The 25720-nt window shown below is 39.0% G+C and carries 20 protein-coding genes; 5 read left to right on the top strand and 15 right to left on the bottom strand.

Annotation, left to right across the window (positions count from 1 at the left end; translation table 11 throughout):
* Positions 1 to 13 precede the first annotated feature (13 nt).
* Complete coding sequence (gene lon, locus ACSQ7D_RS08965; protein WP_437136008.1) at positions 14 to 2467, bottom strand: endopeptidase La; 2454 nt, start codon at positions 2465 to 2467, stop codon at positions 14 to 16.
* 550 nt (positions 2468 to 3017) lie between these two features.
* Positions 3018 to 4280, bottom strand: coding sequence for an acetyl-CoA hydrolase/transferase family protein (locus tag ACSQ7D_RS08970; RefSeq protein ID WP_009410211.1), 1263 nt, complete (start codon positions 4278 to 4280; stop codon positions 3018 to 3020).
* Between the two features lie 114 nt (positions 4281 to 4394).
* On the opposite strand from ACSQ7D_RS08970, the gene ACSQ7D_RS08975 reads away from it, so the two are divergent.
* Positions 4395 to 4805 (top strand): BrxA/BrxB family bacilliredoxin, encoded by a 411-nt coding sequence (locus ACSQ7D_RS08975; protein WP_009418093.1) that lies wholly within the window; start codon positions 4395 to 4397, stop codon positions 4803 to 4805.
* A gap of 58 nt (positions 4806 to 4863) precedes the next feature.
* On the opposite strand, the gene ACSQ7D_RS08980 is transcribed toward ACSQ7D_RS08975, so the two are convergent.
* From ACSQ7D_RS08980 to ACSQ7D_RS09000, 5 genes are all read right to left on the bottom strand, one after another.
* Positions 4864 to 6015 carry a serine hydrolase domain-containing protein gene (locus tag ACSQ7D_RS08980; RefSeq protein WP_437136009.1) on the bottom strand — a complete coding sequence of 384 codons (1152 nt, stop codon included), beginning with the start codon at positions 6013 to 6015 and terminating at the stop codon, positions 4864 to 4866.
* A gap of 16 nt (positions 6016 to 6031) precedes the next feature.
* The gene (sucD, locus tag ACSQ7D_RS08985; protein WP_002672787.1) at positions 6032 to 6907 is read right to left on the bottom strand and encodes a succinate--CoA ligase subunit alpha; all 876 of its coding nucleotides are present in this window, start codon (positions 6905 to 6907) and stop codon (positions 6032 to 6034) included.
* Positions 6908 to 7121: 214 nt separating this feature from the next.
* The gene (locus tag ACSQ7D_RS08990) at positions 7122 to 8738 is read right to left on the bottom strand and encodes a pyruvate dehydrogenase complex dihydrolipoamide acetyltransferase (RefSeq protein ID WP_323976936.1); all 1617 of its coding nucleotides are present in this window, start codon (positions 8736 to 8738) and stop codon (positions 7122 to 7124) included.
* Between the two features lie 36 nt (positions 8739 to 8774).
* Positions 8775 to 9773: a pyruvate dehydrogenase (acetyl-transferring) E1 component subunit alpha gene (gene pdhA / locus ACSQ7D_RS08995; RefSeq protein WP_002672792.1), complete on the bottom strand. Its 999-nt coding sequence runs from the start codon at positions 9771 to 9773 to the stop codon at positions 8775 to 8777.
* Positions 9774 to 9839: 66 nt separating this feature from the next.
* Positions 9840 to 10013 (bottom strand): hypothetical protein, encoded by a 174-nt coding sequence (locus ACSQ7D_RS09000; RefSeq protein WP_437136010.1) that lies wholly within the window; start codon positions 10011 to 10013, stop codon positions 9840 to 9842.
* A gap of 239 nt (positions 10014 to 10252) precedes the next feature.
* Between ACSQ7D_RS09000 and ACSQ7D_RS09005 the strand changes: the two genes are divergently transcribed.
* Positions 10253 to 12592 (top strand): beta-N-acetylhexosaminidase, encoded by a 2340-nt coding sequence (locus ACSQ7D_RS09005; protein WP_437136011.1) that lies wholly within the window; start codon positions 10253 to 10255, stop codon positions 12590 to 12592.
* Between the two features lie 57 nt (positions 12593 to 12649).
* On the opposite strand, the gene ACSQ7D_RS09010 is transcribed toward ACSQ7D_RS09005, so the two are convergent.
* Genes ACSQ7D_RS09010 through ACSQ7D_RS09035 form a run of 6 tightly spaced genes read right to left on the bottom strand, consistent with a single transcriptional unit; the run spans position 12650 to position 19102 of the window.
* Entirely contained in the window at positions 12650 to 13594 is a 945-nt protein-coding gene (locus tag ACSQ7D_RS09010) for a GSCFA domain-containing protein (protein WP_437136012.1), read from the bottom strand.
* Positions 13595 to 13607: 13 nt separating this feature from the next.
* On the bottom strand, positions 13608 to 14132 hold the full coding sequence (locus ACSQ7D_RS09015) for a methylated-DNA--[protein]-cysteine S-methyltransferase (protein WP_437136013.1): 525 nt from the start codon (positions 14130 to 14132) through the stop codon (positions 13608 to 13610).
* Positions 14089 to 16884, bottom strand: coding sequence for an AsmA family protein (locus ACSQ7D_RS09020; protein WP_437136014.1), 2796 nt, complete (start codon positions 16882 to 16884; stop codon positions 14089 to 14091). Before ACSQ7D_RS09020 ends, ACSQ7D_RS09015 begins: the two co-directional genes overlap by 44 nt.
* A 24-nt stretch (positions 16885 to 16908) precedes the next feature.
* Positions 16909 to 17328, bottom strand: coding sequence for a type II 3-dehydroquinate dehydratase (aroQ, locus tag ACSQ7D_RS09025; protein ID WP_002672802.1), 420 nt, complete (start codon positions 17326 to 17328; stop codon positions 16909 to 16911).
* A gap of 7 nt (positions 17329 to 17335) precedes the next feature.
* On the bottom strand, positions 17336 to 18055 hold the full coding sequence (locus ACSQ7D_RS09030; protein ID WP_437136015.1) for a head GIN domain-containing protein: 720 nt from the start codon (positions 18053 to 18055) through the stop codon (positions 17336 to 17338).
* A gap of 9 nt (positions 18056 to 18064) precedes the next feature.
* Entirely contained in the window at positions 18065 to 19102 is a 1038-nt protein-coding gene (locus ACSQ7D_RS09035) for a glycosyltransferase family 9 protein (RefSeq protein WP_437136016.1), read from the bottom strand.
* A 310-nt stretch (positions 19103 to 19412) separates the two neighbouring features.
* Between ACSQ7D_RS09035 and ACSQ7D_RS09040 the strand changes: the two genes are divergently transcribed.
* Positions 19413 to 20672: a M64 family metallopeptidase gene (locus ACSQ7D_RS09040; protein ID WP_437136017.1), complete on the top strand. Its 1260-nt coding sequence runs from the start codon at positions 19413 to 19415 to the stop codon at positions 20670 to 20672.
* Between the two features lie 268 nt (positions 20673 to 20940).
* Here the strand turns inward: ACSQ7D_RS09040 and ACSQ7D_RS09045 are convergent, their stop codons facing one another.
* Positions 20941 to 23361 carry a glycoside hydrolase family 95 protein gene (locus tag ACSQ7D_RS09045; RefSeq protein WP_437136018.1) on the bottom strand — a complete coding sequence of 807 codons (2421 nt, stop codon included), beginning with the start codon at positions 23359 to 23361 and terminating at the stop codon, positions 20941 to 20943.
* A 129-nt stretch (positions 23362 to 23490) separates the two neighbouring features.
* Positions 23491 to 24456 carry a hypothetical protein gene (locus tag ACSQ7D_RS09050; RefSeq protein ID WP_002672807.1) on the bottom strand — a complete coding sequence of 322 codons (966 nt, stop codon included), beginning with the start codon at positions 24454 to 24456 and terminating at the stop codon, positions 23491 to 23493.
* Between the two features lie 127 nt (positions 24457 to 24583).
* On the opposite strand from ACSQ7D_RS09050, the gene ACSQ7D_RS09055 reads away from it, so the two are divergent.
* Both ACSQ7D_RS09055 and ACSQ7D_RS09060 read left to right on the top strand, forming a co-directional pair.
* On the top strand, positions 24584 to 24928 hold the full coding sequence (locus tag ACSQ7D_RS09055) for a CidA/LrgA family protein (protein WP_009410752.1): 345 nt from the start codon (positions 24584 to 24586) through the stop codon (positions 24926 to 24928).
* Positions 24928 to 25620 carry an LrgB family protein gene (locus ACSQ7D_RS09060; protein ID WP_437136019.1) on the top strand — a complete coding sequence of 231 codons (693 nt, stop codon included), beginning with the start codon at positions 24928 to 24930 and terminating at the stop codon, positions 25618 to 25620. Before ACSQ7D_RS09055 ends, ACSQ7D_RS09060 begins: the two co-directional genes overlap by 1 nt.
* Positions 25621 to 25720: the final 100 nt, after the last annotated feature.

Here is a 25720-nt window from a genome sequence, read left to right on the forward strand (position 1 = left end):
AAAGTACTAATTATTACTCAAAGCTTAAAACTTTTTTGTGTTTTACATCTTGGTTGGTAATTGCCAAACGTATCACTTCTTCCATATCCGTTACATAATGAAAAGTAAGTCCTTTAAGGTATTCTTGCTTGATTTCCAAGATGTCTTTCTCGTTGTCTTTGCTCAAAATATATTCTTTAATACCTGCGCGTTTCCCTGCCAAAATCTTCTCTTTGAGTCCACCCACCGGTAGTACCTTTCCACGCAAAGTAATCTCTCCGGTCATTGCCAAGTGTTTTTTCACTCTCTTTTGAGTAAAGAGCGACATTAGTGAGGTAAGCATCGCAATACCCGCACTCGGACCATCTTTAGGGGTTGCCCCTTCAGGTACGTGTATATGCACATCGTAACTATCAAAGAGTTTCACATTGAGGTTATAGCGCTCAGCATTGGCTTTTAGATATTCCAAAGCAATAGTAGCCGATTCTTTCATCACCTGACCTAAATTACCCGTGATATTAAGCACCCCCTTACCTTTCGATAAGGCAGATTCTATAAACAGAATATCTCCTCCTACACTCGTCCACGCCAATCCAGTAACTACGCCAGCTACCTCGTTATCTTCGTATTTATCGCGTTCTAAGCGGGCAGGCCCCAATATTTTTTCTATGGTCTCTACGGTAAGTTTAGGGTCATAGGCTTCTCCCATTGCTAAGTTTTTAGCTCCGTAGCGCACTACTTTTGCTATTTCTTTTTCCAAAGCGCGTACCCCCGATTCGCGAGTATAACCTTCCACAATACGTTCTATTTCCTTTTTGCCTAATTGCAAGTCGGTAGTTTTCATACCGTGTTCTTTGAGTTGCTTAGGTAATAAGTGACGTTTAGCTATCTCGGTCTTTTCCTCTATGGTATAACCCGTTACGTTGATGAGTTCCATACGGTCTAGCAAAGCAGGCTGTATGGTCGAAAGGTCGTTCGCAGTAGCGATGAACATCACCTTAGAAAGGTCGTAACCCATCTCGAGGAAGTTGTCGTAAAACTCTTTATTTTGCTCAGGGTCGAGCACTTCTAGCATAGCCGAAGAAGGATCGCCTTGGTAACTATTGTTTCCTAATTTATCTATCTCATCTAATACAAATACAGGGTTAGAAGTCTTAGCTTTTTTAAGCTGTTGCAAAATACGCCCCGGCATTGCCCCGATATAGGTTTTGCGGTGACCGCGTATCTCTGCCTCATCATGCAAACCTCCTAACGACATACGCACGTACTCACGGCTCAAAGCTTTGGCAATAGAGCGTCCTAAGGAGGTCTTCCCTACCCCAGGAGGCCCATAGAAGCACAAGATAGGTGATTTCATATCATTACGGAGTTTAAGCACCGCCAAATACTCTATGATACGGCGTTTCACCTCTTCTAATCCGTAGTGTTCCTTATCGAGAATTTTCTGAGCGCGTTTTAGGTCAAAGTTGTCTTTAGAATACTCATTCCAAGGCAATTCCAATAATACTTCTAAGTAATTACGCTGAATGCCATAATCTGGACTATTAGGATTGGTACGTTGCAATTTGCTCAGTTCCTTTTCAAAGAGCTCTTTTATCTTGTCGTCCCATTTCTTGGTTTTAGCTTTCTTTTTCAGCTCTTCCATCTCTTGCTCGTACGACACGCCTCCTAATTCTTCCTGAATAGTACGCATCTGCTGGTGCAAGAAGTATTCACGCTGTTGCTGGTCGATGTCAATACGCGTTTTCGACTGTACTTCGTTACGCAAGGTAAGGCGTTGCAAGTCGATGTTCAAATATTTTAAGATAGCCGTAGCGCGCTCTTTTAGTTCGTCAATTTCCAATACGCCTTGCTTTTCCAAAACGGTAGCATTCATATTGGACGATATAAAGTTAATCAGGAACGATGTGCTCTCTATATTCCTAATAGCAAAAGCCGCTTCCGAAGGGATATTCGGATTTTCTTGTACAATCTTGATAGAGAGGTCTTTCACAGCTTCAATAGTCGCTTCAAACTCCTTATCGTTCGCATCGGGTTTCACATCCGGCATCTCTTTTATCATCGCTTTGATGTACGGCTTTTCTTCTACAATACTCTCTATTTCGAAGCGCTTTTTACCCTGAATGATAATAGTTACATTGCCGTCAGGCATTTTCAAAACTCTGAGAATACGGGCTACCGTACCAAAACGGAAGAGGTCTTTGCCCTCGGGTATTTCGGTCTTCTCGTCTAATTGAGCTACAACACCAATAGTCTTAGTAGTAGCATATGCCTCGTTGATAAGGTGAATAGACGCATCTCTCCCCGCACTGATAGGCACTACTACTCCTGGAAATAGCACAGTGTTTTTCAAGGGAAGAATAGGTAACACGTGTGGTATGCGTTCGCGTTCTATCTCTTCTTCATCTTCCAAAGTAAGAAGCGGAATGAACTCTGTATCTTCATCTATATGTTCAGCCAAAAGGCTGTCAAAATTTCCTATATTCATATTTAGATCGTTACTATATGCCATTTTGTCAGTAGTCACTTGTCTATATAAATATTCTCATTATATCTATACAGTTTAAAATCAATTTCTTATATACTACAAAATGTACATTGCTCCCTATGTATTACAATAGGTGTGCCATAAAAATTACCTCCTTCTTACTTTCTTCTTTACTCCGTGTTTACCGTCACACTCCCCCCCTATTGCCTATGGTCTAAGGCCGAGTGCCTTTTCCCTTTCTTTCGTCTCGAAACCCCGTTTTTGCCATTTTTTGCATTGTTGTATGATATTATGAATCAACTATTTATACACTCTTTCTATACCAATCGTCCAAGATTCGTATAAGCTTCCTATAAGCTCTCTATAAGCTAACCCCACCCTCCTAATACTCTTTTTCCTTCAAAATTCCTCTCAGCTCTCTTCCGTTCTCCTCCGTTTCCTTCCGAATACTCCTAACCGTCCCAACACATCGCTTTTTCATCTCAAACTTTGCCAAAGTTAATAGCCCGTGCGGCTCGCACCTCATTTGCTAATTGCAACTCGTACCACCCTACTTCATCATAAAACTCCTCTCTAAGTTTTCACGGTGGTTAGGGTGCGCTATCGCAATCAATGCCTTAGCCCTTTCACATAAATTCTTGCCAAAGAGCTCAGCCACACCATATTCAGTAACGATATACTGCACGTGAGCACGAGTGGTTACCACACCTGCCCCTTGTTTAAGAAAAGGCACAATCTTGCTCTCTCCTTTGTTTGTGGTCGAAGGAAATGCAATGATTGATTTACCTCCTTCGCTAAGCATTGCACCTCTTACAAAGTCTATCTGTCCACCAAATCCTGAATAAATAGCCGTTCCAATAGAATCAGCACACACCTGCCCCGTAAGATCCACCTCTATTGCTGAATTGATAGATATCATTTTCGGGTTCTGACGTATCACCGACACCTCATTAGTGTACGAAGCTTCAGCTATTTCCACTGATGGATTTTTGTCAATAAAATCATATAACTCTTGTGTTCCCATCACAAACGAAGCTATAATCTTGCCTTTGTCTATCTTCTTTTCATAACCATTAATCACGCCCTTTTTCACCAAATCAAGCACTCCTTCTGTGAGCAGTTCTGTATGAATACCTAAGTTTTTTAGGTGTCCCATCTCTCCCAAAGTAGCATTAGGAATGTTACCAATACCCAATTGCAATGTACTACCGTCCTCAATAAGAGGCACAATATGTCGGGCTATTTGTTTTTCAATAGTATCAGGTTCTGTAAGATGCAATGAGAAGATAGGAGCATCGTGTTCCACTAAGAAGTCTATTTCATCAATATGTAGAAGGGCGTCACCGTAAGTACGAGGCATTTGCTTGTTTACTTTTGCAATCACATATTTTGCATTGCGTATCGCCGATTTACAAGCCTCTACACTCACACCCATAGAACAAAAACCAAACTTATCAGGAGGCGATACTTGTATAAGCACTACATCTACTTTAACGTGCTTCCTATCAAATAATAAAGGCATATCACTTAAAAAAATAGGGGTATAGGAACCATTCCCATTTTTCATAATATCTCGCACATTCCTCGACAGAAAAAAAGAATTTACATAAAAACTATCCTTGTATTTAGGGTCAGCATAAGGAGCGTCTCCCTCAATGTGAATGTGCCCTATACTTACATTGCGTAGTTCTGATGCACGCTCTACAAGAGCATCTACAAGTATTTCAGGTACAGCAGCGCCTCCGTGAATATAAACAAAGTCACCACTCTTTACAACCTTTAAGGCTTCTTGAGCAGTCGTAATTTTTGCCATTTAAAATAATATTAGTTAATGGCTCAAAAGTACTACATTAAATCCATTTGGCAAAATAATTCGTAATATAATTTTTTTTAGTACCTTTGTCCCCAATTTTAAAAACGAAGTATTATGTATCCACCTGAATTGGTAAAACCAATGATAGAAGAACTAACAGCGGTTGGTTTTGAAGAATTAAAAACAGCTGAGGCTGTAAAAGAAGCATTGAAAAGAGCAGGTACTACCCTAGTGGTAGTAAACTCTGTATGTGGTTGTGCTGCCCGTAATGCGCGACCTGCAGTAATCTACAGCTTGCAAAACGCTAAGAAACCCGACCATCTTACTACTGTTTTCGCTGGGGTCGATAGAGAGGCTACTGAAGAAGCTCGTAACTTTATGCTTCCTTTTCCTCCCTCCTCTCCTAGTATAGCTTTATTTAAAGATGGTGAATTAGTGCATATGTTGGAACGCCATCACATCGAAGGTAGAATGGCTGAAGCTATCGCCGAAAATCTCCAACAAGCCTATAATGAATTTTGTTAATTAATTTTCATTTCCAAAAAATCCTTTTGTGATACCAAAGATATTACAAAAGGATTTTTTAATACTTATTAGGGATACGTTCGGCTCCTTCAATAATAAAGTCGGTTAAGCGTTGTAAGTAGATATTAATTTGCGGGTCAGTTACATTAAACAGCAATACAATTACCACTTGCTCATTTGGGTATACTGATAGCCAACCGTAACCTCCCACTCCCATTCCTGTGTGTCCAAAATAATCACGTCCATTCCAGTCTCGTTGGTTTTGCCAACCTATACCATAACTCACCTCAGTATCATCAAAAGTACATTGCTTTTTTAGCATCTCGTTTTCTATAGGCTGAGAAAGAAAATTATGGCGCTCTATAGCAATTCCCATTTTAGCAATATCGTTAGAAGTAGAAAGAAAGCCTCCTCCTGCCAGCTTAAAGTAGTTATTCACATCGGGAGCTTTGGTGAGTCCTCCTTTTTTAGACCTTGAATAAGGTGTAGCCTCATCTTTAATTATTTTTCCTCTATCAGGGAAAGTGCGCCACATATTCAAAGGCTTAAACACTTCCTCTTTAGCCACATTCTCAAACTTCTCATTCAAACACTTTTCTATAGCCAATGAAATCAAATTTATACCGTAGCTACTATACAAAAACTTTGTTCCTGGCGCCGACTGTAATATGTCATCTTTAAATAAATTCACTCCCTGTTCAATACTGTAAGCTTTATTTAAAGTATATTCATTAGCTCTATAAGTACGTATGCCTGCTAAGTGTCCGGCAAGTTGTTTCACGGTAAAATCAAAAGGCTTTTGCGGGTAATCAGGTATATATTCATAAATTGAAGTATTCCAGTCAAACTTCTTTTGCTCTTGCAGTCTAGCCAGTACCATTCCTGTAATAGCTTTCGACATACTCGCTACCCTAAATAGCGTATTCTTAGGGTCAATAGTTGTCTTTTTAGTAATATCAGCATATCCATAACCTCTTTGCCATATTATTTTTCCTTGTTTGGCTACAGTTACAGAGGCTCCTGGTATAATTTGTTCTTGTATTAGGTATTGTAATATTTTCTCAGCTTCAGTACGTGCATCGTCAAACGAGATTACTTCAGAAGGATTTCTTTTAAATACATCTACATCTTGAAGCTTCTTTTGTGCAAATAATGAATTAAAAAATGAAATAATAGTGCTAAACAAAACAATAAGTATTAGTTTTTTCATAAATTATTAACAAATGCTATTTTTTCATTATTTCAGCTACCTTCTCCCCTATTTTAGCAGGCGAATCTACTACGTGAACACCACATTCGCGTAAAATACGTTTTTTAGCTTCAGCAGTATCATCAGCACCTCCTACTATAGCCCCGGCGTGTCCCATTGTTCTTCCTTTAGGAGCTGTTTCTCCTGCTATAAAACTAACTACTGGTTTTTTATTGCCATTGGCTTTTATCCATCGGGCTGCTTCTGGCTCTAACTGTCCACCTATTTCACCTATCATCACAATACAATGAGTTTCTGGGTCATTCATCAATAATTCTACAGCCTCCTTAGTAGTAGTACCAATAATAGGGTCTCCTCCAATACCAATAGCTGTGGTAATCCCTAATCCTTGTCTTACAATTTGGTCAGCTGCCTCATAGGTAAGTGTCCCTGATTTTGAAACTATCCCCACGTGTCCTTTCTTAAAGATAAAGCCTGGCATAATACCTACTTTTGCTTCTTCAGGCGTAATCACTCCTGGACAGTTAGGACCTACCAAGCGGCAATCTCTATTCTTTATGTAGGCTGCTACTTTCACCATATCAGCTACCGGAATCCCTTCTGTAATAGTAATAATTACTTTTATTCCTGCATCAGCAGCTTCCATAATAGCATCAGCTGCAAAAGCGGGTGGTACAAAAATAATAGATACATCAGCTCCTGTTGCCTTCACAGCATCAGCTACCGTGTTAAACACTGGCTTCCCTAAATGTGTTTGACCTCCTTTATTAGGGGTAATTCCTCCTACCACATTAGTGCCATATGCAATCATTTGTTCAGCGTGAAAAGTACCTTCGCTTCCTGTGAAACCTTGTACTATTACTTTTGAATTCTTATTAACTAATACACTCATTGCAATTATTTTTTTTGTTTTCTTATAGCAAAGATAAATAAGATTTCTATACTTTCAAAATCTTTCGTAAAGAAATCGATTATTATTTTACGTTCTTCTTTTTATCATATTAATTATCAATCTATTGCAGTGTTACCTTTTTCATCTATTCTCATAACAAAAAAGGGCTACCCACATAGGTAACCCTTTTGTAATATGCTGTCCCCAACACTCGTTATGCGAGCATTGTTACAGGATTCTCAATATAAGCTTTGAGTGTTTGTAAGAATTGAGCTCCAGTAGCCCCGTCGATAGTACGGTGGTCGCAAGCAAGAGTTACTTGCATAGTGTGACCTACTACTATTTGTCCGTTTTTCACTACAGGTTTCTCAACAATAGCTCCTACTGAAAGAATAGCAGAGTTAGGCTGATTGATGATAGAAGTAAATACATCTACCCCAAACATACCCAAGTTAGACACGGTGAAAGTGCTTCCTTCCATTTCGGCAGGAGTAAGTTTCTTGTTGCGTGCCTTACCAGCCAAGTCTTTTACCAAGGCGCCTATTTGAGTAAGCGTTAAAGTATCCGTAAACCTGATAACAGGTACTACCAAGCCATCTTCAATAGCCACAGCCACCCCTACATTCACGTGCTTGTTGTAAAGGGTTGTATCGCCTTTCCAAGAAGTATTTACTTGAGGGTGTTTTTTAAGTGCCATTGCACAGGCTTTCACTACCATATCGTTGAAAGATATTTTGGTGTCTGGCAAATTGTTGATTTGAGCGCGAGATTCCATCGCGTTATCCATATCAATTTCTATTGCCAAATAGTAGTGAGGTGCAGTAAATTTAGATTCTGCCAAACGTTTCGCAATCGTTTTGCGCATTTGTGAGTTTTTCACCTCTTCAGTTACTTCCACTCCCACAGGAATTACAGTTGGGATAGCTGCGCTAGCGGTTGCAGGTGTAGCCGTAGTAGCCGTAGCAACCTTAGCACTTGGTGTAAAGTTTTCTACGTCTTTCTTCACAATACGTCCGTTTTCACCTGTTCCTTTCACCTCAGTAAGGTTAATACCTTTATCTTGTGCTATTTTCTTAGCCAAAGGAGAAGCAAATACGCGGTCGTTTGCATTAGCTACCGAAGTAGTGGCTGATGTGGCTGTTTCAGCCGGTTTGCTTTCAGCCTTAGGAGTTGCAGGAGCCGAAGTTGAAGCTCCGCCAGCTTTCACGGCTGCCAAAACTGCGTTTACATCAGTACCCGCAGGGCCTATAATCGCCAATAATGAATCTACTGCTGCACTTTCTCCTTCTTTTAAACCTATATACAATAAAGTACCTGAATAAAATGATTCAAACTCCATTGTAGCCTTATCGGTTTCAATTTCAGCTAAGATATCACCTTCTTTTACAGTATCACCTACCTTTTTGAGCCAAGAAGCCACAGTACCTTCCGTCATTGTATCACTGAGTCGAGGCATTGTTACCACTTCTACTCCTGCTGGTATAGTAGCACCAGCAACAGGAGCCGTAGTTACCTCAGCAACAGGTTTTGCTTCTTCAGCTTTAGGAGCCGATGCTTGAGCTCCTCCAGCTATAAGTGCCGAAATATCTTCACCCTCTTTACCTATGATAGCCAATAAGGTATCTACTTTAGCACTTTCTCCTTCTTTTAAACCTATATACAATAAGGTTCCTGTATGGAATGATTCAAATTCCATCGTAGCTTTATCCGTCTCGATTTCTGCTAAGATATCGCCTTCATTTACTTTATCGCCTACTTTTTTAAGCCACTTTGCTACAACACCCTCTTCCATAGTGTCGCTCAAGCGTGGCATAGTAATAATTTCTGCCATTTATGTTGTTATATTTAATTAGTGTTTCCTTTTTTATTATAATCTACTGGGCAAGAAAGGGTAATTTTCTTGGTCGTAAACCACATCATACATAATATGTGTTTCTGGATAAGGTGATTCTTCTGCAAATTTCTCACACTCAGCCACACGTTCTTTCACACGTTCGTCGATAGCTTCTAACTCAGCATCGGTAGCATATTTCTTCTCTTTGATAACCGCAAGTACATTGGTGATTGGGTCTTGTTTCTTGTACTCTTCCACCTCTTCTTTAGTACGGTAGTGTTGCGCATCCGACATTGAGTGTCCACGATAACGATAAGTACGAATGTCAAGCAAAGTTGGTCCTTCTCCACGGCGAGCGCGTTCTACTGCTTCATACACCGCTTCGGCTACTGTTTCAGGGTGCATACCATCTACCGGTTGGCAAGGCATTTGGTAACCCAACCCAAGTTTCCAAATATCCACGTGGTTAGCAGTTCTTTCCACCGATGTACCCATTGCGTAGTGATTGTTTTCTACAATAAAAACCACAGGCAATTTCCACAACATAGCCATATTCATTGTTTCGTGAAAAGCTCCTTGGCGCACCGCACCATCACCCATAAAGGTAAGTGTAACCGCCTCTCTATTGAAGTACTTATCGGCAAAAGCCAAACCAGCACCCAATGCAATCTGTCCTCCTACGATACCGTGACCACCATAGAAGTGATGTTCTTTCGAAAAGATGTGCATAGAGCCTCCTAAACCGTGAGAAGTACCTGTACCTTTACCGTACAATTCAGCCATAATACGTTTAGGGTCTACGCCCAAACCTATGGGGTGTACGTGGCAACGGTAAGAAGTAATCATTTTGTCTTTGGTAGGGTCAATAGCGTGCAAACAACCTGCAGCTACCGCTTCTTGACCGTTGTATAGGTGCAAGAACCCCCTTACTTTTTGTTGAATATAAACTGCAGCGAGTTTATCTTCAAATTTCCTCCAAAAAAGCATATCCTCGTACCATTTTAGGTACACTTCTTTATCAAATTTTTTCATTGGTTTTTTGATGTATATAAAAGTCTATTAGTATTCTTACAATAGTATATTTTCTATTATGTTCCGCTATGAGTCCCTCTTAAATTGACTCTTCCTTCGTCTTTCCTTTATCTGCTCGTGCGGTTCGCACCGTCTTTTGTTCGTCTTTCCTTCGTCTTTCCTTCGTCTTTCCTTCGTCTTTTGTTCGTCTTTTGTTCGTCTTTTGTTTGTCTTTCCTATATCTGCTTGTGCGGCTCGCATTATCTGCCTGTGCGGCTCGCACTATCTACCCGTGTGGCTCGCACCGTTATTAACTTGGTATTATTGGCATTTTGGGCATTATGATATTAAACTTTTGAGCTTTTACCCCTTAGCTTTCTGAGCAGTTTTAAATCACTTTCTAAAAATATTTGCAAAGGTGCAAAAAAAATATCACCTAACCAAAAAATATTCAAAAAAAATTTTATACCTTTGTCCCATTAATTCAAATTTTAAATGTAATGAAGATAAAATTAACTTCCGCACTTTTGTTATTGATAACGATTATTTCGTGTAAATCAACTACAAACAATCAAGGAGAGAGTACTGCTAATTATGAGGTAATTCCACTACCCGAAATGATTACCACTCCCCAAGCTGATGCCGATAAACCTTTCGTACTTACGGCTGATACCAAAATCACCTATCCAGAAGGTGATGCTTCTCTACAGCAGTACGCTGGATTCTTGCAAGAGTATATCAAAAAACAAGCAGGAATTGAAGTGAATATCGCTCCTAACCAAAACAATGAGACCAACACTATTGCCTTGTTGCAAAATTACCAAAACAACAACAAAGAGGCTTACCAAGTAGTGGTGAATGCAAAGAATATTACTGTAAATGGAGCTTCTAAAGCGGGTACTTTCTATGGAGTACAACTCTTGAGAAAATCCATTCCGGTACAAAAAGTAGGCAAAGTCATCTTCCCTGCCAAAGAAATAACCGATAAACCCTATTTCGCATATCGTGGTGCACATTTAGATAGTGCCCGTCACTTTTTTACTGCCGACTCTGTGCGCATTTATATCGATATGTTAGCACTCCACAATATCAATAAATTCCACTGGCATCTCACCGATGATCAAGGTTGGCGTTTTGAATCTAAAAAATACCCCGAACTTACTGTGGTAGGAAGCACTCGCAGCCAAACTATGGTAAACAAACAGTGGGACACCTTCGATGGTAAACCTCACGGAGGCTTCTATACTCAGCAAGAAATGAAAGACATTGTAAAATATGCCGCCGACCGCAACATTACCGTTATTCCTGAGATAGACCTCCCAGGACATATGGTTGCTGCTTTGGCTACTTATCCACAATTAGGCTGTACAGGAGGCCCTTATAAAGTAAGAGAAACTTGGGGCATAGCCGAAGATGTACTTTGTGCTGGCAACCCCGAAACTTATGATTTCATTAAAAATATATTAGAAGAAGTAACTGAAGTATTCCCTTCAGAGTATATCCATATAGGAGGTGACGAATGTCCTAAAGATAGCTGGAAGAAATGCTCTAAATGCCAAGCTAAGATAAAAGAGTTAGGTATTAAAGGTGATGCTAAACACACAGCCGAAGAATACTTACAAAGTCATATAATTACATTCGCTGAAGATGTATTAGCTAAAAAAGGTCGCAAAATCATTGGTTGGGACGAAATCCTTGAAGGAGGTTTAGCTCCTAATGCTACTGTAATGTCTTGGAGAGGTATCGGGGGCGCTATAGAAGCAGCTAAGTCTAATCACGATGCTATTATGACCCCTGTTTCTTATTGCTACTTCGATTATTATCAAACAGATAAAACCGATAAAGAACCTCTTGCTATTGGTGGTTATGTACCAGTAGAACGTGTTTACTCTTTCAATCCTTACCCCGATGCACTTAATAAAGAGCAACAAAAACACATCTTAGGAGTACAAGCCAATGTTTGGACAGAGTATATCAAGACTTTCAAACACGTACAATATATGGTATTGCCTCGTTTTGCAGCCTTAGCCGAAGTACAATGGGAAGACCCTGCAAAACCTAAAGACTACAATCAGTTTTTACAACGCTTAATGCGCTTGCTTCCTATCTACCAGTTAGAAGGTTATAACTATGCTAAACACATATTCGACCTTCGTGCCGAAGTAAAACCTGAGGTAGGTGATATACAAGTAACCCTCTCTTGTTTACAAGATACACCTATCTATTACACTACCGATGGGAGTGAACCTACTAAAAGTTCTAACGTGTATAAAGAACCTTTAAAACTCACCCAAGATACCCATCTAAAAGCTAAAGTATTCGGTCAAGAAACCGAAAGTAGCTTCGAACAACAGTTCCTTTTCAACAAAGCAACCGTACGCCCTATTGAGTTTCTCAGTAAACCTAGTTACAACTATACTTTTGGGGGCGCTATTACCTTAGTTGATGGTAGAAAAGGGGGTACTAATTCACGCTCTGGAGAATGGTTAGGTTTTAGTGAAGCACCTTGTGAAGTGGTGATTACCCTAAAAGAAAATACTCCTGTAAAAGAAGTGCGCTTCAATGCTCTTATTGAAACAGGTGATTGGATTTACCCTCCTACTAGCTTTGAAGTATCGGGGTCTAAGGACGGTAAAAGTTATGATTTACTCGCTAAAGAAAACTATGCGCTTCCTAAGGAACCTCTCAAAGAAATAAAAACTTACTCTCTTTCTTTCCCTGAAAAAGAAGTAACCTATCTAAAAGTGAAGATAAATGGAGTAAACAAAATTCCTTCTTTCCATCAAGGAGCAGCTGGTAAACCTGGCTTCCTCTTCATCGATGAAATTCAAGTATTGTAATAGGCTTACATAACAATAAACAAAAAGCTATCTAATAGTTCTTATTAGATAGCTTTTTTATATCTCAATATGGGGGTATTTCTTCTTAAAAACCTCTATTTTCTGTCGTAATTGTATTTGAAACTGCTGATAATTCTCTGTTTTAGGGTTAAACGGACGATGTTGCAACCCTTTCTGTATGGCATCTACTTGTTTCATATCTGTCTGAGTAGCCTTATCTATATAGGTTTCTACTAAGCGTTCCCAAATATAGTCTATAGCCATTTCCGATGGGTGTACCATATCATTAGCGTAAAAGCGGTAATCGCGAAGTTCATCTAAAAGCAACTCATAGGCTGGAAAATAAGTGCACATCCCCGATGAAAGTACCGAATAAAGTGCTACCAACAAATGTGCTTTGCTCACTTGGTTTTCTAAAAAACCATCTTTCAAGTGTCGTACAGGCGAAATAGTGAAAACACATTGCAAGTCTTTATTCACCTTCTTCAACAGTGTTATAATATGGGTAAGGCTCTCCCCTATCTCTTCTACTGATAATAGTCGTTTTGAGAAGTGTTGTTGAGGTACTTTATGACAATTCGCCACTATCTTATCAGTACTGTTATAGATGTATACCCAAGCTGTACCAAGAGTGATAAAACAGAAATCGACTTTTTGTAGTGTGTTATAAAGTGCTGTTTGTTGTATATTGGCAAGATGAACAGCTTCCTCTAAACTCGGTTTACTCATATCCGAATGAAAGTCGAAACTGTGCCAAAGTTCATTGTGCAAAAAGAAATCTTCAGCCTCATAAGGAGTGTGTTCTATTGCTCTGCTAAGCACATTTTCAATAGCTAAGGGGTGAAAGAGTATCCCAAAAGGGTTTACCGTAACAGGAATTTTATAATAACTAAACTTTTGTGCCATATTCACAGCAAAGCAAGAACCTATACTCAGTATCTGCGAGTGATAAGTAATCCTTTTAGTAGCCTCGTGTATAGGTACAATTGTTCTAAATTCCATAACGATAAAATAATTAAACGTTACTCCTTTCTAAATCCAACAGAAATTGCTTCCTCTCAATTCCACTAGCATAGCCTGTAAGTGTCCCGTCTGAACCTATAACACGATGACAAGGAATAACGATTGAAATACGGTTTTTCCCATTGGCATTAGCAACAGCTCTCACGCCTTTGGGATTCCCCACAGCCGTAGCCTGTTCTTTATACGACCGCACTTCCCCATACGGAATAGTTTGTAACACTTTCCATACTTCCTCTTGAAAAGAAGTCCCCACCAAAGCTAGTGGCAGACTAAACTCTTTACGCTCTTTGGCAAAGTACTCTCTCAATTGTTTCTCCAACTCCGATAACAACAAACTATCCTCATCTACTTGTGTTGCCCCATAATGCTTTACGAGTATTTCTTGGTCTTTAAGCCAGTTTTTACTATCAACAAAGTCAAGCATACAAATTGCCTCATCAGTAGCTATGGCAAGCATCTCACCTATGGGAGTGTTAATTCTCTTTTTGTATAGTCTCACCATTTTGTTCTTCTTCATTGATAGCTTCTGTGTTATTAGGGTCGTATTCCGTTTCTTCTAAATCTTTGGACTTTTTGCCTAAACCTATTTTAGGGTTTTCTTGTGTTCCCGTTACTTTTATAGGAATCCCAATAATCCCCAAGGGTGGTAAGCCCAAACGCATCTTAAAGTTCAACCTACCGTCAAAGCTACTCTGCCCTTCTATACGTAGTCTAAACCCTGAAACCTTAAACTTAAACCGCTCTACTGTGATAAGATTGTTCTTTATACTACTCTTGATGTCAATAGTCGAAAGATTAGCATCTCTCAGTCCGTCTGTACCTGTTCTATCACTGATAACATTAAAAAGCTTAAACCCTTTTAGTTGCACGTTCTTCACCGATAGCACTCCTCCTCCTTTTATTGAAGGATAAATAGGTAACATCTCATCATTCAGCTTCCCTTCTACGGCGTAATCCAATGAAATAATACCTTTGGCATCTTTTGCCATTGCCACCATTTCTCTGAACATCTTCACTTCTTTGTAGGCTCTTTGCACGTCAAAGTCTTTAGCTTTAATCTTAAAACTAAAATTAGCGCGTTTAGGTGTTTCATCTGCGTATTTAGCATTTATTTGTGTAGAAACTTCTATAATATTAAAACTCACGTTTTGCAAAGCTAAGGTTCCTCTATTAAGCTGAGTATTACCTCTCAAATTGTGAATAGTAAGTCCTTGTAAAGCTACATTTTTAAGATTGGCATTCAAGTTAAAATTAAAGAGCTTAGGTACAATCACCACCCCCTTTTCAGTTGGAGTATCATTGGTAACCGTTGCTTCCTTCGCTTCTTTTGTCTCTTTAGCAGGGGCAGAAGTATACATAAACTCATCTACATCAAGATAGTTAGAGCTTACCGTAAAGTTTCCTTTCAGCACTTGGTTGTTTGATAGGAAGAAGTTAATAGCGTTGCTCATCCGTCCGTTCATCAAAAAGTCCGATTTCCCATAGGTAGCACGGAAGTCAGTAAAGTGCATATTGTCTTGATTGAAGTGAAAGACCCCTTGCTGAATGATAAACGGTTTAGGCAAGTATTCTGTAGTGGTTTTGATATTACGCAGTTCTATCACTCCCTTATTGTGCAAAAGATGATAACGCCCGTTAGTGGCATCGCTCTGAGTGCCTTGTAAGGTAAGGTCGGCTTTGGCATAACCTTCTAATTCCAAGCCTTTTTGTGAGAATACTTTATAAATTTTAGCTATGTCTAACTCTCCTTTGGCTTGTATATCATATCGGATATCGTCGAAATTCTCCATCGATAAATTCACCGTAAAAGGCTTTCCTTCAAACAAGAACGTCGCAGGAGACACATTTACTGCCAAAGTTTTCATCGAGCCATCAGTGTTCTCAATATTCCCTTTGAAGTGAATATCAGTAACCGGATTGGGGTAGTAAGGGGTCTTTACATAACCATCGGAGAACTCCAAAAGCCCTTTCGTGATAGGGAACAATCGTTGTTCAGGAGCATAAGTACCCTTACTCTTCACGTTTGCCAAGAGCATTCCTTTCAGTTGGAAGTCCTTCATATCCATCAAGTGCATCACATTCTCCACATTGATGTTTGCTCTCACCTTAGCATCAATTACAGGAGGTTTTATTCCATCAAGACTTACAATGCCCGAGAAATACTCCTTACCTATATCAAAGTAAACCGAATCGAGCTTTACTGCCACTTTATCTACGTTTAGCGAAGGCAATCTCGTTTCTATGTTCAAGTACACATTCTCAGCCGGAGCTGGTACTCCCTCATAGCCTACATAACCATCTCTTACCTTCATTTTTAGATAAATATCGGGACTCAAATTCTGTGAGGCTATATATTGCCCTTTCATCGAAAAGAATATATCGGTCTTTCCTTTAAGAGTGGCTTTCTTGTGCCATTGTGTAAATTGGGGAGGCAAAGCGGTAAAGAAGTCGTCAAGATTGCTATCCTTAGATTGTATTTCTAAGTCAATATCATATCCATTGCTCAAAAAATCTAACTTTCCTTTAAAATCCACAGGCAATCGGTTTATCTTTAAGTTGTTTTGCTGAAAGATAAAAGCTAGTGAATTTGTATTAATCTGGGTAATTAGCTCTGCGTTTACGTGCTTGTTCTTAAAGTAGGTTTCCCCTGCAAAAAGAAAATCCAATGATTGTATTTCTGCTTTGGTACGCAAATCGAAGATAGAAGCCTCTAAGCCTCCTTTTCCTAAGTAATTAAAACCGTTGGCTTGAAGGTAAATCTCTGTCGATTTATCATCGTATATCAGTCGGGTATTTCTCAGCTCAATACGCTGTAAATTCACCCGTGTATCATCACTCTCCGAGGAGCTTTCTTCTCCCGACGATTTGTAAACGTTGTAATTAGCCTCGCCTTGTTTGTTTACTTTTATATGCACAAAAGCATTTTTAAGGTATATTTCCTCTATGTCTATCTTCTTAGAGAACAACAAATCCTTTACATCTATCCCCAAAGAAATTTGCTTTACTGCCACAAGCGTATCATTCTCATAGGGTTTAGAGCCCTTCATCAAGAAGTTATCAAGGTTAAGCGTAAGCGATGGGAAATGGGTAAAGAAAGATAACTTAGCTTTAGAAAAGTTAATTTCTCCGTTCAGATTATCATTGGCAAGCTTCTTAACTTTCTCAGTTACGTACTCAGGGTACACCATTGGAAAAATGATAATGAATGCCAATAGCAATGCTATCAGCACTCCCAATATCTTTAAGCTTTTGAGGATATACTTCTTCATCAAAACAATAAAAGCCTAATCCGTTTAATCTATAAAACTCTGTAGTGCCAATTCATAGCTCTTCAAGCCAAAACCTCCTATTACACCCTTCACCACTGGCGATAAAAACGACTGATGCCTAAACGTTTCACGTGTAAAAGTATTAGAAATATGCACTTCTACTACGGGCGTTGTAATGGCGGCCACCGCATCGGCAAGGGCTATGGAAGTATGTGTATAGGCTCCTGCATTCAGTATAATGCCATCATACTCAAAACCTATATGGTGTAACTTGTCTATCAGTGCTCCCTCGTAATTACTCTGGAAATAATACAATTCAATATCTGTATATTTCCTATGCAGTTCTTTCAGGTAATCCTCAAAGGTCTGATTGCCATAAACCGAAGGCTCTCGAATGCCCAACAGGTTCAAGTTCGGTCCATTGATAATGATAATTTTCTTCATATCTACGCTATTCTTCTATTTTAATACGCCCTATCCCTTTCACACTTTTCTTAAATACAGGCGGATTTCCTTTCACAGTAATGCCTCCTGCTCCTGCGATAGAAGCATCTACCTCTTGCGTTACATAAGCCGATATACCTCCTGCTCCCGCTATGCGCAAAGTAGCTTTTTCAGCTTTAAGCTCATCAGCATCTACATCGCCAGCTCCTTTCACGTATACACTTAGGTTTTTGGTTTCTCCTGCAATGTCTATACCTCCTGCTCCAGCCACTTGTAAATCAAGCGAAGTAGCCGTTACCGATGCTTCAAGGTCTCCACTACCCTCTAATTTTACTAACAAAGAACCCACTTGCAACTTCTTTTCTGTAGATATATCCACAGCTCCTTTCCCTACTACTCTCTTTAAACGAGTGTCGATAGGTACGTACACAGTAATAGAGGTTTTAAGTGAGTATTTCCTATCAATGCTTATATAAAGCACATTGTTGGAGACTTTAGTCTCTAAATACGAAAGTACCTCTTTCTGTCCTTTCACTTTTATTTTGCCTACCTCTCCTTCTGTAAGCACAAGGTTATAAGCTCCCGAAACTTCTATAGCGTCATAATTCGCTACTTTTCTGTTTTCGGTGATAACTTCTTTGTCTTTTTCTGTCTTCTTTTGGCTGTATCCTATGCCTACAACTAATGTTACAAGGATAAATGTAATAAATCTTTTCATATATTTCATCTGTTTTAATTATTTCTCTTCTGTTAAGTCACTTAGTATAGCTTCTGTTTTCGCTATAATCTCTTCAATTGTAATAGTCTCTATGGCTTTCTCATAACCTTTTGGGTATTTCTTCCCATATACCGAAGTAGGAATGAGTGGATACTGCTCTCTATCTGCCAAAAGAGCATTCTCCTTAGGCTGTAAATAAGGATAAAACCCCGCATAAGGGTGCGTCACTCCCCATAAAGTAAGCGTCGGAACTCCATACATCGCCGATAGGTGCGCATTCCCACTGTCCATTGCTATCATTATATCTAAGTGCGAAATGAGCTCCAACTCTTGTTTAAACGAGAGCTTCCCTACCATATTTTCAGCATTAGGTAAGTTTATTTTGCTCACCTGCTCTTCCTCTTCTTTTCCTCCTCCAAAGATGTAAATCTTGCCACTGTCATACCGTTGAGAAAGTGCCGTTATCACCTCGCACATCTTTTCAAATGGATACTGTTTACCTATGTACGACGCAAACGGAGCAACCCCTATACGCACTCCTTCACACAGCAATTTCTGTACCGTTTCACTCGGTTCTTCTGGCGGTAAAATATATGGTTCACTTAGGTCAATCGGGAAACCCAAAGAAGCAAACACATCAGCATACCGCTCATACGAAGGTTTTAAAGGCTCAAAAACTTTACACTTATAGCTGGTAAGTGCTCTCTTTTCTCTACGTCCTTTGTCTATTTGCTTGAAAGGTATTTTGCTACCCTTAAAATAGAATTTCAGTACATTAGTGCGCAACACATTGTGAATGTCTGCCACACCGTCAATTCCCTTTGCTATCAATTCCTTATACAGTTTGTACAGCCCCGATAAACCACTGTGTTTTCCATTAATTTCAGGAGTGAATACCTCCAAGTTAGGAATATGTGAAAACATCGGTGCAAATAACGGTCGCGTGAGGTAAGTGATTTTTACATCGGGATATTGCTCCGAAAAAGCTGTTACAACCGGCACACTGATGGCTACATCTCCCATTGCCGACATTCTAAAAATAGCTAAATGTTCCATTTTGTTTTGGTATTTAAAGTTTTATTAGTACCTTTGGCTTCTCAATAGAAAGGATACCTTTGATAAAGTTGTTTTTGCTAATTCATTTAGTGAAAACAGAATATTATTCTATCTTATCTTCGATTTATAGATAGGTAAGGTTCGAAATTAGTTCATTATACCTTCGTCTATCTTCCAAGATTCGTATAAGGTTTGTATAAGGTACCTATAAGATAGTATATTTTTCTGTATGGTATCCTCCTTCACTCTCGCCTTATAATTGAGATTGAAAATTGTTAATGGATATGCAAATGTAGTAAAAATTTATAATATGAGACACTTATTTTTAGTTTTTTTTATTGTACAGTCCGCTTTCGCTCAAAATAATACCGTTTTCGATTGCTCCAGAAGCCTTAGAATCGACTTTAATCTATTAGCCAACGCCCAGCGTATAGAGGTAATTTTTCAACAGCTCAAAAGTGAACCTCATTGGGGAGGCTCGCACACTCACCTTGTTTTTCCGAACTTAGGAAACCTGCGCCTTCAACTATTCGACGGCGAAACTCTTGTCTTCTCAAAAGGCTTCAACTCCCTCGCTGATGAGTGGAAGGAAATCGAAGAAGCCAAGACTGAAAAACGACTCTTTTATCACGCTATGCAAATTCCTTTTCCTAAAAAGAAACTGTCTCTGCACATCGATAAACGAAACCGTGAAGGTGTTTTCGAAACGATTGCTTCTCGTGAGATTGACCCTAACGACTATTTTATAAAAGAAGAAAAGACCGTTGCTTTCCCTGTGAAGAAAATACTGTATAATGGTGAGGCTTCCAAAAAAGTAGATATAGCCATCTTAGCAGAAGGATACACCCAAGCCGAAACCGAGAAATTCTATGCCGATGCGCAACGTATGACCGATTATATGTTCACCATTTCCCCTTTCGATAAGCTCAAAAACAATTTCAATGTATATGCCATAGCCGTACCTTCTCAAGAAAGTGGCACCGATGTACCTGGGAAGAACATTTTTAAAAACACTGCATTTAACTCTTCCTTCTACACTTTCAATCAAGAACGCTACCTCACCACCAACAGTATTTGTGAAATAGCCGATGCTGCCTCAGTAGTCCCTTACGACCAACTCTATATCTTAGTAAATACTGAAACTTATGGTGGCGGTGGTTTCTACAATCACCTAAATTTAGGCACTGCTGATAACGACCTTTCTGAAAAAGTATACATACACGAGTTCGGACACGGTTTTGTAGGTCTCGCCGATGAATATTACTACGATTGGGATCCCACTTTTCAAGAGATGTACAATACTAAAATTGAACCTTGGGAAGAAAACATTACCTCATTGGTGAATTTTGAGAGCAAATGGAAGGATATGGTAAAAAAGAAGACTCCTATCCCTACCCCTCGCACTCCTAAATATAAAGATGTTGTAGGTGCTTTCGAAGGAGGAGGTTACACCAGTAAAGGCATTTACAGTCCTGTACAAGACTGCCGTATGAAATCTAACGAACCAAAAGGCTTCTGCCCCGTGTGTGAACGTGCTATTCGCAAAATAGTAGACTTTTACACAAAATAAAGAGGAAGCCATAAAACACCCTCTCAACGCTCACCTCGTGATATAGATATACAAATAAAAAATACGCACTAAGATTTTCTTAGTGCGTCTTTTTCTTTTATGGGTCGCTACACTTTGCCAAAGTTTTTGCCTGTGTGGCTCGCACCTTTGGCAAAGTTGATTACCTCAATAATCAATTTCTTTTAGTTATATTGTAGGGGCGATTGGCAAATCGTCCTCACAAAACAAAACTTTTTGTACAGGCTTTTTTTCCTTTTATTGAGCTCTTTTAATAAATATTATATGTTTTGTTCTTCTCTGTTCTGAACGTTATCACTTTATCTTTATTACTTCCTTTTACAATCATCTTTCCTTTACTATAAACATTCTTATTGGCAGGTAATAACACACTGCATTCTCCTCCATTTAGCGAAGTAATTTCAGCTTTCTCCAATTTGAATTGTTGCCACTCAAAATTTACTTCAAAACCATTGCGAGCTCTCATACCTTTCATAACGCCGTTTTCCCAATCGGGGTGAGAAGGAAGAGCAGGTAAAAAGCGAATAACATTACCCTTCCCGTGACTCTGTAAGAGCATTTCAGCTATGCCCGCTGTACCTCCAAAGTTCCCATCTATTTGAAACGGAGGGTGTGCACAAAACAAATTAGGATAAGTGCCTCCTCCTTGTCCGTCAGTTATATTAGGGTTTACAGGGTGTAGTAATTGGCGTAACAAAAGCAATGCGTGATTGCCGTCTTGTAGTCGTGCCCAAAAGTTTATCTTCCACGCACGTGACCAGCCAGTACCTGCATCACCGCGTATTTCTAATGTCTTTTTAGCAGCTTTGGCTAAATCTGGTGTATCCCAAGGAGTAATCTCATCATATGGGTATAAGCCGTAAAGATGAGAAACGTGCCTATGTTGTGGTTCAGCATCTTCCCAATCGTCAAGCCATTCGTTAAGGTCTCCTTTTTTACCTATGCGATTAGGAACTGTATTTCTGCTGATACGTTCCCACTCTGTGCGTTTCCTACTGTCTAAACCTAATATCTTAGCTGCATTACTTGTATTAGTAAATAGTTCTCGCACTATTTGCATATCCATAGTAGGAGCCACACAAGTAGTTCCTATTTGTTTTTTACCGTCTTTCAGTTCTGGTAATACGTAAGCATTTTCAGGAGAGTTTGAAGGGGCTGTTACCCAATAACCCGTTTTGGGGTCTTTAATAAGCAGACTCTCAAAGAAGGTTGTAGCTTCTTTAAGCACAGGGTAGTACTCTCTTAGGAAGTTAATATTTTTAGTGAAGAGATAATGTTGCCAAATATGTTCGCATAACCAAGCGCCTCCCGTAAGAGTAGAACCCCACGTCGCCGATTCACCTGGGGAAGTATAAAACCAAGGATTGCTAATAACGTGAGCCACCCACCCATTAGCATTGTAATAGGCTTTCGCTGTTTTGCTTCCATTGGGTACTAAGTTTTTAGTAAACCTTTGTAAAGGTTCGGTAAGCTGCGACAAATTGGTAGGCTCAGCAAGCCAATAATTCATCTGTATATTGATGTTTAAATGGTAATCACCATTCCAAGGTGTTTGATACTCTTCAGCCCATAAACCTTGCAAATTGGCAGGCAAAAGCCCTTCACGTGAAGAGGAGATAAGCAAATAGCGTCCAAAGTTATAATACAAAATAGGTAATAAAGCATCTTGCTCACCTTTATAAAAGCGTCCTAATCGCTCAAAAGTAGTAAAACCTTCCGTATTGGCATTCGCTTTTCCATACCAGCGATTGCGGTTAAACAATCCCTGAAAAACAATACTACTCTCAGCTTTCGCTTTATCAAAACTCATAGGGGCTTTTTGCAAGTACTCATTAGCTTTTTTAGTTACTGAAATATCCGAAAGCCCTCCCTTGTTAAAGTTATAATTAGTTACAGCACTTATTCTTAAAGTAATTTCTTTTGCCGACTGTATAGCAATAGCTTTATGGGTACTCTCTATTTTTCCATCAGTTTGTACATCAACTACCGATGCAAAGTACATTCCTTCTTTACCATCGTTGGGTAACACACCATTAAGAGTGATTTTATTATTCTGATAGGTAATCGTAGCATTCTCTTTGCGGAAGAGTGAAATATCTAAATTAAGCGGTGAGGTAGCTTTTATTTTCACCCATATCACATCGTTTTTAAAATCAGCAAAAGCTGTTTGTTCTATTGAGTTATTATCTCGTTTAAACGAAGTAACAGCTGTTGCTTCATCAAGGCGTAATACTCGTTTGTAATCTTGAATCGGTGACGTGGTTTTCCAATCTAAAAGCAGTTCTGCTAATACTTGATAACAACCATAGCTACAGTTAGCTCCTTGTCCCAAACAAGAGCCTTTCCCTTTGGCTACAAAATGCTGTTGTAAGAGTGCTTGTGCTTCTAAGTTTTTCCCTTGTAAAAGTAATTTCTGAATTTCTTTCAGATAGTTGTGCGCATTAGGGTCATCAGCCTCTTGTGTCCCTCCTGACCACAACGAGATTTCATTGAGTACAATTCTATCTACATCAGTCTTTCCAAAGAGCATAGCTCCTAAACGCCCATTCCCAATAGGGATACTTTCAGTAAAATGATTTGCTGGTTTATGAAACACTACTGATACATCTTGAGGTTGTGCTTTGAGTAGCGTTCCTAAAAATAATAACATAATTAATAAGTTGGTCCTCATAAGATTGGTATATTTTTAATTAAGATGTCGCAAAAGTACAAAACAAATAGCGTACTTCCAAATATTGTTCAAAAAAAACAGCTCCATACTATTTATGAAACTGTTTTTATTTTTTATATTAAGAAACTGCTATTTCAATAATAAATTTGCTGAACCTACTTCGTTGAGGCGGTCATCATAAACAGTTACTTTATAAGTGCCTTTATCAAACTCTTTTCCTGTTCTGCTGATAAAGTCACACACATCCACATTCTTATTGTCGTAGATGAAGTGAGTAGCTGTACTATAATTCACTGTGTTTTCTCCTTCTGAGGTAGAGTCGTTAGCTCCTAAGGTAACTCCCGATGGTGAAACTACTTTCACATAGAAGTATCTTGAGCCTGACTTTGCTATTCTGTTAGCTCCTACAGTAAAGCAAACTCTTAATTTCTCAGCTGCACGACCTCTTTCGGTAATTTTGTTCTTAGTGCCTTTTACAGCTTCTATTGTAAGTTTGCTAATTTGAAGTGCAGAACCGGCTTCTACCACTTTCTTTAAGCTATTGGCTTGGCGAGCAAGTGAATCGGCTTTAGCACTTGTGTCGTCTAATTTTACTGACACACTGTCTAAATCCTTTCTGATAGCAGTGTTGGCACGTGCCAATGAGTCGTTCTTTCTGATTAAGAAATCACGCTCTTTGGCAAGAGCAAACGCTTGGTTTTTAAAACGAGCCAATGCCGAAACATTAAGTTTCATATTCTGCAATGAATCGATGTACTTGCCAATCTTGTCACGCGCATCAAGCAAATCCTGATTCACGTTTTTGTTATCGTCCACTACTTTGTCGTAGCTTCCTTTCAAAGCGTTCAAATCTTTAAGCACTTGCTCTTTCTGAGAGTTAAGATCTGCTTCCGTTGCCTCTTTGTTTTTGTTAAGAGAATAGGTATAATAACCTAAGCCTCCTGCTACCAAAGCCAAAATAGCAATTAAAATTTTCGATAAAACACCACCTCTCGGTCTGTCATCATCATTGGGATATGAAGGATACGATTGCCCTCCATCTGTTCCATTGGACGCTGAGTCCATAAAAATAGGTTTGTCGTAATTATTACTCATAACTTATGATTTTTACTCCGCAAATGTAGGTAAAAAAATATATAACAAGCAAATTTTTATATTTTTTTTAACACTATTAAAAAAAGAAATAGTACTTTTGCAACCGTTTTTTAAGTACAAAATTATTATGTTAATACGTTATTTTGCAATCGTTTTCGGCTGTTTAGGCTTAGGAGAACTCATCGTTGCTCTCACACACATTCCTTTTCCTTCAAGTATCATAGGAATGCTCTTTCTCACCCTATTTTTAGAGCTTGGTTGGGTGAAATTACAGTCTATAAAAGCTCTCTCAGATTTATTAATTTCTAATTTAGGATTGTTTTTCGTACCCCCAAGTATTGGCATTATGGCATACTTTAAACAGATAGGTGAAAACTTTTTAGCTATCTTCCTTTCTATTATCATCAGTACCGTAGTAGTGATTGTTATAACTGGTCACGTATATCAATTCTTCCGTAAAAAATTAAAATAATGAAACCTTTTGTAGAAAACGAAGCCTTCCTTTTGGCTATTACTTTTATCCTCTATTACGGGGTGTTACTTTTGCAACGCAAATATAATTCGGTTTTTTTTAATCCCGTATTAATCACTGTTTTAGTGCTTATTTCTTATCTAATAATCTTTGGTATTTCTCCTCAAAAATATGAAGAAGCCGGTAAGTATATCGATTTTTGGCTCAAACCTTCTATTGTAGCCTTAGGGGTACCTCTCTATTTACAGCTCTCTAAGATAAGAAAACAGCTGATACCCTTAGTGCTCTCTCAGTTTGTAGGTAGTTTAGTAGGGGTACTTACAGTTTGTTTGGTAGCCAAATGGTTAGGGCTCGAAGACGATATCGCTATTTCATTAGCCCCTAAATCGGTTACTACCCCCATTGCGTTGGAAGTATCGCGTATGCTCAATGGCATTGAACCTATTACAGTAATGGCGGTAATGACCACTGGTTTCTTAGGGAATCTTTTTGGTATTACCTTCCTGAATTGGTTCCGCATCAAAAGCCCTATGGCTAAAGGCATTTCATTAGGTACCGCTTCTCACGCTTTGGGTATTATGGCGGCGTTCAACCTAAGTGAAAAATACGCAGTATATGCTAGTTTAGGAATGATTTTTAACGGCATCTTTACCGCTGTATTAGCACCCCCAGTAGTACATTTGCTTTTTTAAGTAACTTATCACATCTCATTAGCACATTACAAAATTTTTCTTTTACAGGTATCTTGCTAATTCAAAAAAAAGTACTACCTTTGCCCCCGATTTGGAGTAA

This window comes from Capnocytophaga sp. G1920 (assembly GCF_051417515.1).

Bases quoted from the DNA above. Each gene is read 5' to 3' on its own strand.
- lon (WP_437136008.1), bottom strand. From the start codon at position 2,467: ATGAATATAGGAAATTTTGACAGCCTTTTGGCTGAACATATAGATGAA.
- ACSQ7D_RS08970 (WP_009410211.1), bottom strand. From the start codon at position 4,280: ATGGCAAAAATTACGACTGCTCAAGAAGCCTTAAAGGTTGTAAAGAGT.
- ACSQ7D_RS08975 (WP_009418093.1), top strand. From the start codon at position 4,395: ATGTATCCACCTGAATTGGTAAAACCAATGATAGAAGAACTAACAGCG.
- ACSQ7D_RS08980 (WP_437136009.1), bottom strand. From the start codon at position 6,015: ATGAAAAAACTAATACTTATTGTTTTGTTTAGCACTATTATTTCATTT.
- sucD (WP_002672787.1), bottom strand. From the start codon at position 6,907: ATGAGTGTATTAGTTAATAAGAATTCAAAAGTAATAGTACAAGGTTTC.
- ACSQ7D_RS08990 (WP_323976936.1), bottom strand. From the start codon at position 8,738: ATGGCAGAAATTATTACTATGCCACGCTTGAGCGACACTATGGAAGAG.
- pdhA (WP_002672792.1), bottom strand. From the start codon at position 9,773: ATGAAAAAATTTGATAAAGAAGTGTACCTAAAATGGTACGAGGATATG.
- ACSQ7D_RS09000 (WP_437136010.1), bottom strand. From the start codon at position 10,013: ATGCGAGCCGCACAAGCAGATATAGGAAAGACAAACAAAAGACGAACA.
- ACSQ7D_RS09005 (WP_437136011.1), top strand. From the start codon at position 10,253: ATGAAGATAAAATTAACTTCCGCACTTTTGTTATTGATAACGATTATT.
- ACSQ7D_RS09010 (WP_437136012.1), bottom strand. From the start codon at position 13,594: ATGGAATTTAGAACAATTGTACCTATACACGAGGCTACTAAAAGGATT.
- ACSQ7D_RS09015 (WP_437136013.1), bottom strand. From the start codon at position 14,132: ATGAAGAAGAACAAAATGGTGAGACTATACAAAAAGAGAATTAACACT.
- ACSQ7D_RS09020 (WP_437136014.1), bottom strand. From the start codon at position 16,884: ATGAAGAAGTATATCCTCAAAAGCTTAAAGATATTGGGAGTGCTGATA.
- aroQ (WP_002672802.1), bottom strand. From the start codon at position 17,328: ATGAAGAAAATTATCATTATCAATGGACCGAACTTGAACCTGTTGGGC.
- ACSQ7D_RS09030 (WP_437136015.1), bottom strand. From the start codon at position 18,055: ATGAAATATATGAAAAGATTTATTACATTTATCCTTGTAACATTAGTT.
- ACSQ7D_RS09035 (WP_437136016.1), bottom strand. From the start codon at position 19,102: ATGGAACATTTAGCTATTTTTAGAATGTCGGCAATGGGAGATGTAGCC.
- ACSQ7D_RS09040 (WP_437136017.1), top strand. From the start codon at position 19,413: ATGAGACACTTATTTTTAGTTTTTTTTATTGTACAGTCCGCTTTCGCT.
- ACSQ7D_RS09045 (WP_437136018.1), bottom strand. From the start codon at position 23,361: ATGAGGACCAACTTATTAATTATGTTATTATTTTTAGGAACGCTACTC.
- ACSQ7D_RS09050 (WP_002672807.1), bottom strand. From the start codon at position 24,456: ATGAGTAATAATTACGACAAACCTATTTTTATGGACTCAGCGTCCAAT.
- ACSQ7D_RS09055 (WP_009410752.1), top strand. From the start codon at position 24,584: ATGTTAATACGTTATTTTGCAATCGTTTTCGGCTGTTTAGGCTTAGGA.
- ACSQ7D_RS09060 (WP_437136019.1), top strand. From the start codon at position 24,928: ATGAAACCTTTTGTAGAAAACGAAGCCTTCCTTTTGGCTATTACTTTT.